The organism is Novosphingobium sp. (assembly GCF_027489515.1).
Lineage (GTDB): Bacteria > Pseudomonadota > Alphaproteobacteria > Sphingomonadales > Sphingomonadaceae > Novosphingobium.
This window is the reverse complement of record NZ_JAIXZS010000059.1, coordinates 38,899-53,888: the sequence shown is the minus strand read 5'-3', so window position 1 is coordinate 53,888 and position 14,990 is coordinate 38,899. Positions and strand designations below refer to the sequence as shown.

Here is a 14,990-nt window from a genome sequence, read left to right as displayed (position 1 = left end):
CCGGCGCATCTGCGCCTCTGACAACCAGATCAAATCGCTCATGACAACGCCTCCTCAGCGCCGTCATTGAATCAACTGATCGCACGCTACGCAAGCATTTTAATAGGTCCTGAGCCTAGTTTCGTATTCCGCCACTCGTCATTGCGAGCGTAGCGAAGCAATCCAGAGCGGACGTGCATGGTGCTCTGGATTGCTTCGCTACGCTCGCAATGACGAAGTGTTGGTGTAGCGGGGAGGTCTGGGCGCGGGATTCACTCCGCCGGGGCGCTCAGCGCGATACGGTTGCCTTCGCTGTCCTCGATCTCGGCGACGAAGCCGGCCTCGCCGATGTCCTTCCTGGGATAGAGCACCTTGCCGCCGTTGGCGGTGGCGCGGGTGAGGACAGGGTCGATGCTTGGCACATCGAAGTAGAGGATCGCGCCCGACTTCGAGGGCACATAGACATCGCCTCTGGCGAGCGCACCGCTGGCGCCGGGCTTGCCATCGGCGCGGGGGAAGAAGGCCATCGCGTAGCCATCGACCTCCTGCCGGGTGAGCTTCGTCTCGAACACGGCCTCGTAGAAGCGGACGGCGCGATCAATATCGGTGACGGGGATCTCGAAGTGGACGACGGGGTTCATGGCAGGCCTTGGTGCGGGGCCATTGGCGCTGAGGGCAAGCGCAAGGGCGAGCGGGAGGAGGAAGCGCATGGCATCTGAAGGTTCCGCAAGTGTGGGGGCTTGTCAATTGGGCGGCTTTGCGCGGGCGTGCGAAACGCTCTAACGCGGGCGGCGATGCCCCTCACCCGCCTCACCTTGCGCGATTTTCGCAACCATGCCGCGACGCGGCTGGAGGACACGGGCCGCTTCAACGTGCTGATCGGGGAAAACGGCGCGGGCAAGACCAATGTGCTGGAGGCGATCTCGCTGCTCTCGCCGGGGCGGGGCCTCAGGCGGGCGAACCCGGCGGAGATGGCAGGGCGCGGCGGGGATGGCAGCTTTGCCGTGGCGGCGGAAATGGGCGGCGGCGATGTGGCACTGGCGACCGCGTCCACGCCTGCCGCGCCCGGGCGGCGGACGGTGCGCATCAACGGCGCGGAAGGCCCGGCGGCGCGGCTGGGCGAATGGCTTTCGATCACCTGGTTGACGCCCGCGATGGACCGCCTGTTTGCGGAAGGTGCGGGCGCGCGGCGGCGGTTCCTCGACCGGCTGGTGCTGGCGGTGGAGCCGGGGCACGCGCGGGTCGCCAGCCGCTATGAGACGGCGCTGCGGGAACGCAACCGCCTTCTGGAAGCGCCCGGCGAGCCTGATCCCTTGTGGCTTGACGGGATCGAGGCCGGGCTGGCCGAAGCGGGTGCGGAATTGGCGCGGGCGCGGGCAGGGCTGATTGCCGGGCTGGCGGGAGCGCTGGAAGCGCTGCCCGAGGCACCGTTTGCGCGGCCGGCGCTGGCGTATGTCGCGGGCGGGCCGGTGGAAGCCGAAGCCCTGCGTGCGGCCCTCAGCGAGGGGCGGCGGCGCGACCGGGCGGCGGGGCGGACGTTGACGGGTGCCCACCGCGATGATCTGGGCGTCACGCTCGCGGCGAAGGCGGCTCCGGCGGCGGATTGTTCGACCGGCGAACAGAAGGCGATGCTGATTGCGATCGTGCTCGCCCATGCCGCGCTGACCAAGGGCGCGCGGCCGCAAGTGCTGCTGCTCGATGAGATCGCGGCGCACCTCGATCCCGTGCGGCGCGCGGCGCTTTACGAGCGGCTGGGCGAGACCGGCGCGCAAGTGTGGATGACGGGGACCGAACTAGCCCCGTTCGAGCCGCTGGGGGGGGATGCTGCGGTGTGGCACGTGGCCGATGGGGCGGTGGCGCGGGTGTAGGTGCGACGCGGCGCTGGCCTGCTCCTCCCCCGCTCGGGGGAGGCTGGGTGGGGGTGCGCGGCGCAGCATCTGAAGCGCCGTTCCCCCTCCCCCGACCCCTCCCCGCCGGGGAGGGGGGCTAGCAGTCAGGCTGCTGGCCTCAGTTGAAGATATCGACGTTCGAGGGATCGAGCGGATCGGGGCCGAAGCGATTGGGGCCGCGCGTGCCTTCGAGGCACATGAAGACCAGCACGATAAGTCCGCCGACATAGGGAATGAAGCCGAGGAGGACCATCCAGCCGGAGCGGTCCTGATCGTGGAAGCGGCGCACCTGCACGGCGATCGAGGGGATGAACGAGGCGAGGCCCCAGATCAGGATCAACGCGGCCCCGACCCAGAACAGTGGGCCGGGCGCAGCTTCATTGGTCTCGCTGAGGCCGCCTCCGATCGCCATGAGGATGATCGAGACGAACGCCACGATCGCCGAGAGCAGCGCGAACATCCAGTATTCCATGCGGCGCGAGCGGCCGGAAAAATCGGCATAACGCCGATAGGGCATGAACATCCATTCCATGTGCGGTCCCCCCGCCGCGCGATGGTGCGTGGCAAGACGGAATGAGCCATGGAATTGAGGGGCTTGCAAGAGGGTTGGACCGGAATGGTGGGCGTGGGGTGTGGCGCTGGCCCACCCCCAACCCCTCCCGCAGGCGGGAGGGGGGGCTTCAGCGCTAATCCGCACCCCTCCCGCTTGCGGGAGGGGCTGGGCCCTAGCGCTCTGTTGCGGCCTGCAATGCCTTCGCCACGTCGTCCTTCGTTGCGGCGACGATCCGGTTCACGCCCTCGGCCGTGGGGTGGATGTGATCGTCGAGCAGGAGCTTGTCGTTGCCGATCACGGCCTGAAGGAAGAACGGCACCAGCGGCGCTTTGTGCCTGGCAGCGAGCGCGGGGTAAATCGGGTTGAAGGCGCTGACGTAGTCCTTCCCCATGTTGGGCGCGGCGAGCATGCCGGTGAGCAGCGCGGGGATCTTGCGCTTGTCGAGCTCTGTCAGGATGGCATCGAGATTGGCGCGCGTTTCGGCGGGTGGCAGGCCGCGCAGCATGTCGTTGCCCCCGAGGCCGACGAGGACGAGCGACGGCTTTACCTTCTGATTGTCGAGCGTGAAGGCGAGGCGTTCGCGCGCGGCGGCGGTGGTATCGCCCGAGACGCCGGCGTTCACGACACGGGCCTTGATCCCGGCGGCGTTGAGCGCGGCTTCGAGGCGCGGCGGATAGCCCTCGCCCGGTGCCAGGCGATATCCGGCGTAGAGACTGTCACCGAAGGCGAGGATCACGGGGGCATCCGCCGGAATGGCGGGCGCGGCGCTCGTCTGGAGGGGTTCGGGCGCAGGGGCGGGTTTCGAACAAGCGGAGAGCAAGAGGGCAAGCAGCGGGATCAGGCGGCGCATCGGGAGTCCTCAAGGGCTAGGTTGCGAGGTGCAACCCATTCGTGGCAATAGCGGGAAGTGACAAGCATCGCCACTGGCTCGCCCTCCCCTGCCCCCTTGATCCCAGCCCCCGTCATCGACGCGCGTGATCTGACGCTCAGCCTTGGACAAGGCGAAGCGCGGGTGAACGTCCTGCGCGGGGTGAGCCTTGCGGTTCGGCCGGGGGAAACCGTGGCGCTGCTGGGGCCTTCGGGATCGGGCAAGAGCTCGCTGCTCGCCGTGCTGGCAGGGCTGGAGCGTGCGGATGGGGGAACGCTCAGCGTAGCCGGGCAGGACTTCATGGGGCTTTCCGAAGATGCGCTGGCCGCGGCGCGGCGCGGGCGGATCGGAGTGGTGCTGCAGGCATTCCACTTGCTGCCGACGATGACCGCGCTCGAAAACGTGGCGACACCCATGGAACTGGCGGGCGTGCGCGATGCTTCGCCGAGCGCGCGCGCGGCGCTGGAGGCGGTGGGCCTTGCGCACCGCATGGGGCATTATCCGGCGCAGCTATCAGGCGGCGAGCAGCAGCGCGTGGCGATTGCCCGCGCGCTGGCGCCGCGCCCCGCGCTGGTGTTTGCCGACGAGCCGACCGGGAACCTCGACCATGCCAATGGCGAAGCGGTGGCGGAGCTGCTGTTTGCGCAAGTGGCCGAGGTGGGCGCGACCTTGCTGATGGTGACGCATGACGAGGCGCTGGCAAAGCGCTGCGGGCGGATCGTGCGGCTGGAGGACGGGCAGATCGTCTCGGACAGCGGCTCATGAGCCGGTGGGCACTGGCCTGGCGGCTGGCGCGGCGGGGACTGGACTGGCGGTTTCGCGGGCTTCGGCTGCTGATCGTGTGCCTGGTGCTGGGGACAGCGGCGCTTTCGGCGATCGGGACGCTGACGGGCGGGATCGGGCGCGAACTGGCAGCGCGCGGGCAATCGATGCTGGGCGGCGATCTGGAGCTGACGCTGGCGGGGCGCGCAGCGGCGGCGGATGAGCTGGCGGCGATGCGCGGGATGGGTGCGGTCTCGCAGGGCGTGCGATTGCAGGCGATGGCCCAGAGGATTGGGGCGCGACGCGCGGAAAGCGCTGACGAGGCGGTGCCGGTGGAATTGAAGGCGGTCGATGCGCGCTGGCCGCTCTATGGTGCATTCACGGTCGAAGGTGGACGCAAGGTGGGCGCGCCGCAGGGTATGACCGCGTGGATCGATCCCGGTGTAGGCGACCGGCTGGGCGTGAAAGCGGGCGACCGGCTGAAGATCGGGCAGGCCGAGCTTGTCATCGGCGGCGTGATCGCGGGCGAGCCGGATCGCTTGAGCGAAGGCTTTGCGCTGGGGCCGACTGTCATCGTGAGCGAGGAGGCGCTGGCTGCTTCGGGGCTGGTGCAGGTCGGCTCGATGGCGCGGTGGAAGTACCGGCTGCGGCTGCCGGCCAAGGCCGATCCGGCCGCGCTGGCAGGCGCGTTCAAGGCGCGGTTTGCAAGTAGCGGCTTTCAGGTGAAGACGCGCGACAAGGCCTCGCCGGGACTCGACCGGTTTGTCGAGCGGATGGGGCAGTTTCTGGTGCTGGTGGCGTTGGCGGCGCTGGGCATTGCCGGGATCGGGATTGCGGGGGGCGTCTCCTCGTACCTCGAGGCGCGGCGGGCGAGCATTGCGACGCTGAAGATCCTGGGCGCGGATGCGGGCGATATTGTGCGGATCTACCTGCTGCAGATAGCGGCGGCGGCGAGCGCAGCGATTGCCCTGGGGCTGGCGCTGGGCGTGGGAATCACGCCGCTGCTGGCGCGGGCGCTGGAGGGGCTGCTGCCGATCCCGCCGGGGTTCACCGTGGACCTTGGCGCACTTGCCATCGCGGGGGCCTATGGCCTGCTGATCGCGCTGACCTTTGCCGCGCCGCCGCTGCTCGATGCGCGGCGGGTGCCGGCTATGGCCCTGCTGCGCGCGCGGGTGGCGCCTTTGGGTGGGCGTTGGCCAAAAAACTTCTGGAAAGTGCCGCTGTGGGTGCTGCCGGTGGGCTTGGGGCTGAGCGGGATTGCCGCGCTGGCGGTGCTGACATCGCCGCAGCCGTGGCTCGCGGCGGGGTTTCTCGGCGGGGCGGCGGCGGTTTTTGCGCTGCTCGCGCTGATCGGGCGGAGCCTTTCGTGGGTGGCGGCGCGGCTGCCCCGGCCCAAACGGCCGCTGCTGCGCATGGCGCTGGGCAATCTGCACCGGCCGGGCGCGCAAACTTCGGCGCTGGTGGTAGCGCTGGGCTTTGCGCTGGCGGCTTTCGTGCTGCTGGCGGCGGTGCAGACCAGCATCGACGCCAATATCGCCAAGCGCGTGCCCGAGCGGGCGCCGGATTACTTCGTGCTCGATGTACCGAAGGGCGCCGGGACCGAGACGTTCAAGGCGCTGGTCGCGACGACGGCGCCGCGAGCGGCGGTGCGCATTGTGCCCTCGCTGCGCGGGACGGTGATTGCCTTCGGGCCGGATGGCGCGATGACCGACGTGGCGACGCTCAAGGCGATCCCGGAGGATTCGTGGCTGCTGCGCGGCGACCGCGGGCTGACGTATGCCGCCGACATTCCGCAAGGCAACGTGCTGACTGCAGGGCGCTGGTGGCCGCAGGACTACACGGGCGAACCGCTGGTTTCGGTGGATGAGGATCAGGCGAAAGCCATCGGTCTGAAAGTGGGTGACAAGCTGCGGATCAGCCTGCTCGGCACGGAGCGCGAGGCGCGGGTGGCTTCGCTCAGGCGGATCGACTGGTCCTCGTTCGGGTTCAACTATGCGCTGGTGTTCAGCCCCAATGCGCTGGAGGACGCGCCGCACACGTATGCCGCGACCATCACCTTGGCGGTGCCCGAAAAGCGGCAGGCGGTGCGGCGGGCGATCCTTGCGGGGCTGGTTCGGGCCTTGCCGGAAAGCTCAGTAATTGAGGTGGGGCCGGTGCTGGGGCAGGCGCGGAACCTTCTGGGGCAAGTTGGCACCGCGATCTTTGCGGCGGCGAGCGTGGCGGTGCTGGCGGGGCTTGCCGTGCTGGCAGGCGCGATCGCGGCGGCGCGGGCGGCGCGCCAGTATGACAGCGTGATCCTGCGCGTGCTGGGCGCGAGCCGGGGGCAGCTCCTCGCGCTGCTCGCGGCGGAATATGCGCTGCTGAGTACGGTGCTGGCGCTGGTAGCGCTGGCGCTGGGCGGCGGGACGGCGTGGCTGGTGATTGTCGAGCTGTTTGAATTCGACTGGGCGCCTGACTGGGGCCGCGTGTTTGCGGTGCTGGGCGGCGGTGTCGCGCTGGTGCTGGTGCTGGCAGTGGCTGGATCGCTATCGGTGCTGCGAACCCGGCCAGCGGAGGCACTGCGGGCGCTTTGATCTCTGCCCCTCCCCCGGTCGGGGGAGGCCGGGTGGGGGTGCGCGGCGCTGCGTACACACGGGACGCCGAACCCCCTCCCCCAACCCCTCCCCTCAGGGAGGGGGGCTTCAGGTTGTGCTGAGGCTAGCGGAACACATCCACGTTGCCGGGGTCCTTGGGATCGGGGCCGTACTGGTTGGGGCCACGGGTGCCATCGAGGCACATGAGGACGAGCAGCGCGAAGCCGCCGAAGAAGGGGATGAGGGCCAGAAGCAGCAGCCAGCCGGAGCGGTCCTGATCATGCAGGCGGCGGACCGAGAGGGCGAGCGAGGGGATAAAGCTGGCGAGCGCGAACAGGCCGCCGATCACCCCGCCACCGCCGACAAGGCGGCTGCCATAGCTGAAGCCGGTGCCAAAGTCCGTCGAAGTGCGGGTGAGTTCATTGGTGCCGAACAGCGCATTGAGCACGAAGAACACCAGCACATAGAACAGCACGAACATCCAGTATTCCCGGCGGCGCGAGCGGCCGGTGAACTCGAAGTAGCGGCGATAGGGCAGCAGCATCCAGTTCATCGTGATGGTCCTTGTGCCGTGGCGGCTCTGCAGCACTTGAGCCACGAAATGCGGTGCGCGGCAAGCCTTGCCCCCTGATCGGTCGCGCTTTGCACGTCGGGCGCCCTTGCCGCAGCGCACAATTACAGGTAAGCGCGCGCCGAAGCCCCGGCCCAACGGCCGGGCACGGCGCGCTGCCTGCGGTCCGCGCCGCATCCGAGATACCAATCGAAAGCGTTTCCATGTCCAATGCCTTGCGCAATATCGCGATCATCGCGCACGTCGACCACGGCAAGACCACGCTGGTGGACCAGCTGTTCCGCCAGTCCGGCACGTTCCGCGACAACCAGCGCGTGGAAGAGCGCGCGATGGATTCGAACGACCTCGAAAAGGAGCGCGGGATCACCATTCTCGCCAAGTGCACCTCGGTCGAGTGGAACGGCACGCACATCAACATCGTCGACACGCCCGGCCACGCCGACTTCGGCGGCGAGGTGGAGCGCATCCTGAGCATGGTCGACGGCGTGATCCTGCTGGTGGACAGCTCGGAAGGCGCGATGCCGCAGACCAAGTTCGTGACCGGCAAGGCGCTGGCGCTGGGCCTCAAACCCATCGTCGTCGTCAACAAGATCGACCGCCCCGATGGCCGTCCGCAGGAAGTGCTCGACGAAGTGTTCGACCTCTTCGTCAGCCTCGATGCCAATGACGAGCAGCTCGAATTCCCGGTGCTCTATGCCTCGGGCCGCAACGGCTACGCAAGCGAGGACCAGGACGCGCGCGAAGGCACGCTGAACCCGCTGTTCCAGAAGATCGTTGACCACGTTCCGCCGCCGGCCGCCGATGTCGACGGGCAGTTCAAGTTCCTCGTGACGCTGCTGGACCGCGACAACTTCCTTGGCCGCATTCTGACCGGCAAGGTCCAGTCGGGCACGATCAAGGTCAACTCGCCGATCCACGCGCTGGACCGCGACGGCAAGATCGTCGAGACGGGCCGCGCTTCCAAGCTGATGGCGTTCCGCGGCCTCGAACGCGTGCCGGTGGAAGAAGCGCGCGCGGGCGACATCATCTCGATCGCCGGCCTCACCACCGCGACCGTGGCGAACACCATCGCCGATCCCAGCGTGACCGAGCCGCTCTATGCGCAGCCGATCGATCCGCCGACGCTGTCGATGCGCTTTGCGGTGAACGATTCGCCGATGGCGGGCCGCGAAGGCACCAAGGTGACCAGCCGCATGATCCGCGACCGGCTGGAGCGCGAGGCCGAATCGAACGTGGCGATCCGCGTGACCGAGAGCGCCGACAAGGACAGCTTCGAAGTGGCGGGCCGCGGCGAATTGCAGCTCGGCGTGCTGATCGAGACGATGCGCCGCGAGGGCTTCGAGCTTGGCATCAGCCGCCCGCGCGTGCTGTTTGGCGAGGACGAGAACGGCGGGCGCACCGAGCCTTACGAGACGGTCGTGATCGACGTCGACGACGAGTTCGCCGGCACGGTTGTCGAGAAGATGGCGACCCGCAAGGGCGAGATGACCGACATGCGCCCCTCGGGCGGCGGCAAGACGCGCATCACCTTCTCGGCGCCTTCGCGTGGCCTCATCGGCTATCACGGCGAGTTCCTTTCGGACACGCGCGGCACCGGCATCATGAACCGCCTTTTCGAGAAGTATGGCCCCTACAAGGGCCGCATCGAGGGCCGCAAGAACGGCGTGCTGATCTCGAACGGTACGGGCGAGGCAGTGGCCTACGCGCTCGGGCCGCTCGAAGAGCGCGGCATCCTGTTCGTGGGCGTCGGCACGCCGCTTTATGAAGGCATGATCATCGGCGAGAACGCGAAGCCGGAAGACCTCGAGGTCAACCCGATGAAGTCGAAGCAGCTGACGAACTTCCGTTCGACCGGCAAGGACGACGCGATCCGACTGACCCCGCCGAAGATCATGACGCTGGAACAGGCCATCGCCTATATCGACGACGATGAAATGGTCGAAGTGACGCCGAAGTCGATCCGCCTGCGCAAGGCGCTGCTCGATCCGCACGAGCGCAAGAAGGCCGGGCGGAAGAAGGAAGCGGCGTAAGCGCGGCGAGCTTCGGATGAGACAAGGAGGGCGGCCTTTGCGGGCCGCCCTTTCTGTTTTGGGAAGCCATCCCAGACTTCATCGCTGCGCTCGCAATGACGAGGGTGGGGAGTAGCAGGGCTGTCGGCCATGGACCTCGCAGCCCGGCGGTGACATAGCCTGCGCCATAACAACCGGAGCAGAGCGATGCCGATTTCCCTTTATGATGCCGTCGTCCCTTCAAACCTGCAGATCCTGGGCGCGGTCGACAAGCTGCTGGACAAGGCGGAGGCGTTTTGCACCGCGCATGGACGCGCCGAAAGCGATCTGATCGACGCGCGTCTGGCGCCTGACATGCTGCCATTCGGCTATCAGGTGAAGAGCTGCGCAGCGCATTCGGCAGGGGCCGTGTCGGCGGTCGAGGCCGGACTTTTTGAGCCTGATTTGAAGCCTTGGCCGACAGACTTCGCGGGTCTCCATGCGGCCATTCAGGGCGCCATTGCCGAGCTTTCCGCGATGGATGCGGCCGAGTTCGAGGCATTGGGCGAGAACGACACGCTGTTTGCCTTCGGCGAGATGAAGCTGCCATTCACGGGCGCGAATTTCCTGCTCTCGTTCGCGCAGCCCAACTTCTATTTCCACGCCACGACCGCCTATGCGATCCTGCGCGCGCAGGGCGTGAAGGTGGGCAAGAGCGATTTCATGGGCATGCCGCGCATCAAGCGGTGAATGCATAGGCCAGGATTGGACAGGAGGGCGGCCTGCAAGGGCCGCCCTTTTTACTGGGCAGGGCAGGGACAGCAGATCCACGTTCAGGAAAGGGCTCGCAATCCTGAACGGCGCCTGCACTCACCATCCCGAATCCGTTCAGGCAGCGGGGCCTAGATCGGTTCTCGACGGCAGCGAATCGTGATCGGGGGGTTCCGGTCTGCTTCGCACCGCAGGAGACCGACGATGTTCAGGTTTGCGAAGAAGGCCACGCTTGCCCTTGCCCTTGGCGCCACGGCGCTTGCCAGCGCGACGCCGGCGATGGCGGATCCCTATTACGGCGGCGGGTATGGCGGCTATCGCCACCACCGCGGCGGCGACAGCACCGGTGCGGCAATCGCGGGCGGGATCATCGGGCTGGCGCTCGGCGCGATCATCGTCTCGGCAGCGAACAGCAACCGCAACCGCGACCCCTATGACCGCCGCTACGACAACCGCTATCGCGGCCAGATTCAGTACCCGAACCAGTATCCCAACCAGTATCGGGGCCAGCCGACCTGGCAGGGCGCCTATAACGGCGATCCCTATGACCAGCGCTATCAGGGCGGACAGCCGGGCTACAGCCGCGAAGGCTATCCGCAGGGCAACGACGGATACTACGACCGGCGCGGCTACCGCGATCCGGACGGGTATCAGGGCGAGTACCGGGGCGATGACCGGGGCAACTGATCCTGTCTTCGGGGCGGCGCGGCGCATTGCGCGCGCCGCTTCAGAAACGGTTCAGGCCGGGGGCGCTCCTTTTTCAACCAGTGACGCGGGCCGGACGCCGGTCCGTGCAGGAGAAGAGCCATGAAGCTTTGGAAACCAGGACTTGTCGCTGCCGCGCTCGCCGCCAGCAGCATGGCGATGGCGGTGCCGGCCGAGGCCCACGGCCGCCGCGGGGATGATACCGCGCTGGCAATCGGTGCGGGCGTGCTCGGCCTTGCCGTGGGCGCAGCGATCGCCTCGAACAACAATTCGGACGTCTACGTGCGCTACGACAGCAGGCCGCGGTACTACGGTGGGTACTATCCGGCCTACCCGGTCTACCGCCCTTATCCGGTCTACCGCGCCTATCCCGCCTACCCGGCATGGCGCGGCTATGACCCGCGCTACGAACAGTGGCGGCGCTGGCGCGAGCACGAGCGCTGGGAAGATCACGAACGCTGGGAGCATCGCGGAGGCTGGCGCGGCTGGTAGCATCCAACTGCCTCCGGGGTCTGGCCGCAGCCCGGCCCCCGCGATATCCCTGCTCGCACCGGTCCCTTGCGCGCCCCAGGCCCGCAGGTGACCGGTGCGCCTTTCTTATGAGGGCAAAAGCCACTATGGCCCCGCGGATGGACCGCCCCGCCCAATCTGACAGCGCCGCAATCGCACCGGAATCCTCCCCGACGGACGCCCCGCTCAAGGGGCTGCGGATCGCGCTGCTCTCCGGCAACTACAACTACGTGCGCGATGGGGCGAACCAGGCGCTGAACCGGCTGGTGGGCTATCTCCAGCGGCAAGGAGCGCAAGTCCACGTCTATGCGCCCAAGGTGAGGAAGCCCGCGTTTCCATCGATGGGCAAGCTTGTCGGCCTGCCCTCGTTCCCGGTGCCCGGCCGCGCGGAATACCGCATCCCGTTCATGCTGGGCCGCAAGGCGCGGGCCGACCTCAAGGCGTTTCAGCCGGGTGTGATCCACGTCTCCTCGCCCGATCCCGCCGCGCACCGCGCGGTGAGCTGGGCGCGCGCGCGCGGCCTGCCGGTGCTGGCGAGCGTGCACACCCGCTTCGATACCTATCCGCGCTATTACAACATGGCCTGGATCGAACCCTTGCTAACCGCGCTGCTGCGCCGCTTCTATCGCCGCTGCGATGCGCTGGTCGCGCCTTCGGAATCGATGGCACAAGTGCTGCGCGAGGAGCGGATGAACTATGACATCTCGCTGTGGTCGCGCGGGGTGGACCGGACGATCTTCAATCCCGGACGGCGCGATCTCGAATGGCGGCGCAGCCTCGGCATTGCCGATGACGAGGTGGTGATCGGCTTCCTCGGCCGGCTGGTGATGGAAAAGGGGCTCGACGTGTTTTCGGACACGATCGACGAGCTGGTGCGCCGCGGCACGCGGGAGGGAACGCGCCACCGGGTGATGGTGGTGGGCGAAGGCCCTGCGCGCGCCTGGTTCGAGGCGCGACTGCCAGGCGCGGTGTTCACGGGCTTTCAGGGCGGCAAGGATCTTGGCCGCGCGGTGGCGGCGATGGACGTGCTGTTCAACCCCTCGATCACCGAGACCTTCGGCAATGTGACGCTGGAGGCGATGGCCTGCGCGGTGCCGGTGGTGGCGGCGGCGGCGACGGGGAGCCAGAGCCTCGTATCAGACAGGGTTTCAGGCCGGCTGATCGCGCCGGGCGCGCTGCACCATTTCGCCGAGGCCTTGCGCGCCTATGTCGAGGACGCGGACCTGCGCAGCGCACACGGCGCGGCGGGCGAGAAGCGGAGCCTCGATTTCAGCTGGGACGCGATCAACCAGGCCGTGGCGGATACCTACCTGCGCCTGATCCGCCAGAAGGATGCGCTGAAGCGGCGCTAGGCCGGTGTTTCAGAAGACGAAATCGGCGGCGGTGAGGTCGGCGCGGTTGACGCCTTCGAGCACGACGCCAATGCCGGCCGAAAGCGTGATAATGGTATTGCCCCCCTGCTGCACCGCGACGGCCATGACTTCCTCGAAGCTGTCGAACCGGCTGTCCCACGCAATCATCAAGCGGTCTTCGCTGCCGCCTGCCGTGAAATCACGGATATGGTCCATCCCGCTGTCCGGCCCGAGCACGAAGGCATCATCGCCGCTGCCGCCGAGGATGACATCGTTGCCGCCGCGCCCGTCGATGTAATCGCCGGCCGCGCCGCCCGCGATGACATTGCGCGCGGCATTGCCATAGAGCGCGTCGCTCGCGGTGCCGCCGCGCAGGTTCTCGAAGCCGGTGAAGGTATCGCCCTGCCCGTCATCGCCAAAAGCGCGGCCGGAATCGAGATCGACCGAGACATAGCTGCGCGAGGTCGCGTAACTGAGCATGTCGGTGCCGCCGCCGCCATCCATCGTGTCGGCCCCGGCGCCGCCGATGACGACATCGCGTCCCGCGCCGCCAATGAGCGTATCTTCACCGGCGGCGCCTGAGAGCGTGCTGCCGGAATCGCTGGCCTTCAGGGTATCGCCCAGCGCCGTGCCGGAGACGCGCTCGAACCCTGAGACGCTGTCCCCTTCGGCATCGCCCCCGCTGGCGGTGCCTGCGGCGAGATCGACGGTGACGGCTGCAGCCGAGCCCGCGTAATCGAGTGTATCGAGCCCGGCGCCGCCGGAGAGCGTATCGGCCCCGGCGCCGCCGCGGATCACGTCATCCCCGCCCGCGCCGTCGATCACGTCCGCCCCCGCACCGCCGAGCAGGACGTTGGCGCCGTCGCTGCCGGTGAGCGTATCGGCGAGCGCGCTGCCTTCGGCGCGGCCGATCCCGACGAGGATATCGCCGGTCGCATCGCCGCCGCTGGCCGTGCCGGCGCCGAGATCGACGGAGACCGCCGCAGCGGAGCCTACATAGCTCGCGCCATCGTTGCCATCGCCGCCAAGCGTATCGGCACCAAGACCGCCGACGAACCAATCGAGCCCGCCGCCGCCCGCAAGGCTATCGTCCCCTGCACCGCCAGAAATGCGATTGGCGGCAGAGTTGCCCGTCAGGGTGTCGGCAAAACGGCTGCCGGCGAGGTTTTCGATCGAATCAAAGGTATCGCCCTCCGCGTCGCCCGCGCCGGCAAGGCCGCCAAGGTGCGCGGTGACGGCAGCCTGCGCCCCGGCGTAACTCGCGGTATCGCTGCCGTGCCCGCCAATCAGCTGGTCTGCCCCCGCGCCGCCTTCAAGCACATCGTTGCCATCGCCGCCGACGAGCCGGTCCGCCCCGTCCATGCCGAAGAGCCGGTCCACGCCGGCCGCGCCCGAGAGCACGTTGCCCAGGGCGTTGCCCCGGCCGGTGAACACGCGCAGCGCGGCGAGGTTGGTGAGGTCCTCGACTTCGGCGCCGAGCGTGTAGCGCGCAAGGCCATCGATGCGCGCCTCGTCGGTGCCGCCACCCGCTGCTTCGACCATCCGATCGCCGGCGTTGTCGATCACGTAATGATCATCGCCCGCACCGCCGATCATCCGGTCAGCCCCGAGGCCGCCGTCCAGCCGGTCGCTGCCGTCTCCGCCATCGAGCGTGTCGTCGCCATCGTAGCCGGAGAGCACGTCGTCGTCGCCGAGGCCGGAGAGGGTGTTGGCCTCGTTGGTGCCGGTGATCGTGTTGGCTTGCGCGTTGCCGGTGCCGTCGAGCGCGCCGGAGGCGTAGAAGCTCAGATCCTCGACATGAGCGGAAAGCGTGGTGCTGGTTCCGGCGAAGACGAGATCGTGGCCGCCGTCATCGGTCTCGGTGACGACGTCACCCGCATCGTCCACGATATAGGTATCGTCACCCGCGCCGCCGGCCATGGCATCGGCGCCGCTGCCGCCATCGAGCCGGTCGTTCCCCGCCCCGCCGGTTAGCGTATCGGCCCCGTCCCCCGCATCGAGCAGATCGTTGCCGCGCGCCCCGGTGAGGACATCATCGCCCGCCCCGCCGAGCAGGATGGCCTGATCATCCTCGGTGCCGGGATTGGTCGGGGCGGTCAGCGTGACGCTGCTTTGGGCGATCGCGGCGTTGAGGATCTGGAAGCGGCCGCGCGCCTCCTCGCCGCTGAAACCGTTGACTGCGTAGAAATCGAGCGCACCCGCAGACACGGCATCGCCCGCAAAGCCGAGGCTGATCGAGCCGAAGCCGGTATCCCAGCCACTGCCGCTGGTGCCATAGGAGCCGTCGGAACCGGAGAAGGAGAAGTTCCACGTCGTCTCGTAGAACTGCTCGAAGGTCTCGGGATCGTTGTAGCCGGGAATATAGTAATCGACGCTGACATCGAACGCGCCGGACGCGCGATCGACAAAGACGTTGAAGCTGGTGGTCCCGACCATCTTCCGCTCTCCCAACAATCTACGTGTTTATGC

13 protein-coding genes are annotated in these 14,990 nt (G+C 68.0%); 8 read left to right on the top strand and 5 right to left on the bottom strand.

The genetic code is table 11. From position 1 onward, the window contains the following. Positions 1 to 251: 251 nt before the first annotated feature. Positions 252 to 689: a VOC family protein gene (locus tag Q0082_RS10635; protein ID WP_298192300.1), complete on the bottom strand. Its 438-nt coding sequence runs from the start codon at positions 687 to 689 to the stop codon at positions 252 to 254. An 84-nt stretch (positions 690 to 773) separates the two neighbouring features. On the opposite strand from Q0082_RS10635, the gene recF reads away from it, so the two are divergent. Beyond that, positions 774 to 1,847, top strand: a complete 1,074-nt coding sequence (recF, locus tag Q0082_RS10630; protein ID WP_298192299.1) for a DNA replication/repair protein RecF — start codon at positions 774 to 776, stop codon at positions 1,845 to 1,847. Positions 1,848 to 1,986: 139 nt separating this feature from the next. Here recF and Q0082_RS10625 read toward each other — a convergent pair whose 3' ends face one another. Together Q0082_RS10625 and Q0082_RS10620 are read right to left on the bottom strand one after the other, a co-directional pair. Beyond that, positions 1,987 to 2,400 carry a DUF805 domain-containing protein gene (locus tag Q0082_RS10625; protein ID WP_298192297.1) on the bottom strand — a complete coding sequence of 138 codons (414 nt, stop codon included), beginning with the start codon at positions 2,398 to 2,400 and terminating at the stop codon, positions 1,987 to 1,989. 193 nt (positions 2,401 to 2,593) lie between these two features. Next, positions 2,594 to 3,271 carry an arylesterase gene (locus Q0082_RS10620; protein WP_298192296.1) on the bottom strand — a complete coding sequence of 226 codons (678 nt, stop codon included), beginning with the start codon at positions 3,269 to 3,271 and terminating at the stop codon, positions 2,594 to 2,596. A 99-nt stretch (positions 3,272 to 3,370) separates the two neighbouring features. On the opposite strand from Q0082_RS10620, the gene Q0082_RS10615 reads away from it, so the two are divergent. Both Q0082_RS10615 and Q0082_RS10610 read left to right on the top strand, forming a co-directional pair. After that, complete coding sequence (locus tag Q0082_RS10615) at positions 3,371 to 4,054, top strand: ATP-binding cassette domain-containing protein (RefSeq protein ID WP_298192310.1); 684 nt, start codon at positions 3,371 to 3,373, stop codon at positions 4,052 to 4,054. Then, positions 4,051 to 6,624, top strand: coding sequence for an FtsX-like permease family protein (locus Q0082_RS10610; RefSeq protein ID WP_298192293.1), 2,574 nt, complete (start codon positions 4,051 to 4,053; stop codon positions 6,622 to 6,624). The genes Q0082_RS10615 and Q0082_RS10610 overlap by 4 nt, the downstream gene beginning before the upstream one ends. A gap of 124 nt (positions 6,625 to 6,748) precedes the next feature. Here Q0082_RS10610 and Q0082_RS10605 read toward each other — a convergent pair whose 3' ends face one another. Then, positions 6,749 to 7,222: a DUF805 domain-containing protein gene (locus Q0082_RS10605; RefSeq protein ID WP_366522547.1), complete on the bottom strand. Its 474-nt coding sequence runs from the start codon at positions 7,220 to 7,222 to the stop codon at positions 6,749 to 6,751. 176 nt (positions 7,223 to 7,398) lie between these two features. Here Q0082_RS10605 and typA point away from each other — a divergent pair, with 176 nt between their 5' ends. The 5 genes from typA (at position 7,399) to Q0082_RS10580 (ending at position 12,521) form a co-directional block, all read left to right on the top strand. Continuing rightward, positions 7,399 to 9,225 (top strand): translational GTPase TypA, encoded by a 1,827-nt coding sequence (gene typA, locus Q0082_RS10600; RefSeq protein ID WP_298192290.1) that lies wholly within the window; start codon positions 7,399 to 7,401, stop codon positions 9,223 to 9,225. A 186-nt stretch (positions 9,226 to 9,411) separates the two neighbouring features. Next, on the top strand, positions 9,412 to 9,933 hold the full coding sequence (locus Q0082_RS10595) for a DUF1993 family protein (RefSeq protein ID WP_298192288.1): 522 nt from the start codon (positions 9,412 to 9,414) through the stop codon (positions 9,931 to 9,933). Positions 9,934 to 10,158: 225 nt separating this feature from the next. Further along, entirely contained in the window at positions 10,159 to 10,641 is a 483-nt protein-coding gene (locus tag Q0082_RS10590; protein ID WP_298192287.1) for a hypothetical protein, read from the top strand. A gap of 120 nt (positions 10,642 to 10,761) precedes the next feature. Continuing rightward, positions 10,762 to 11,151, top strand: a complete 390-nt coding sequence (locus Q0082_RS10585) for a hypothetical protein (RefSeq protein WP_298192286.1) — start codon at positions 10,762 to 10,764, stop codon at positions 11,149 to 11,151. Positions 11,152 to 11,288: 137 nt separating this feature from the next. Next, the gene (locus tag Q0082_RS10580) at positions 11,289 to 12,521 is read left to right on the top strand and encodes a glycosyltransferase family 1 protein (protein ID WP_298192285.1); all 1,233 of its coding nucleotides are present in this window, start codon (positions 11,289 to 11,291) and stop codon (positions 12,519 to 12,521) included. Positions 12,522 to 12,530: 9 nt separating this feature from the next. On the opposite strand, the gene Q0082_RS10575 is transcribed toward Q0082_RS10580, so the two are convergent. Continuing rightward, a complete protein-coding gene (locus Q0082_RS10575; protein ID WP_298192283.1) occupies positions 12,531 to 14,957 on the bottom strand; it encodes a hypothetical protein in 2,427 nt (808 codons plus the stop codon). Positions 14,958 to 14,990: the final 33 nt, after the last annotated feature.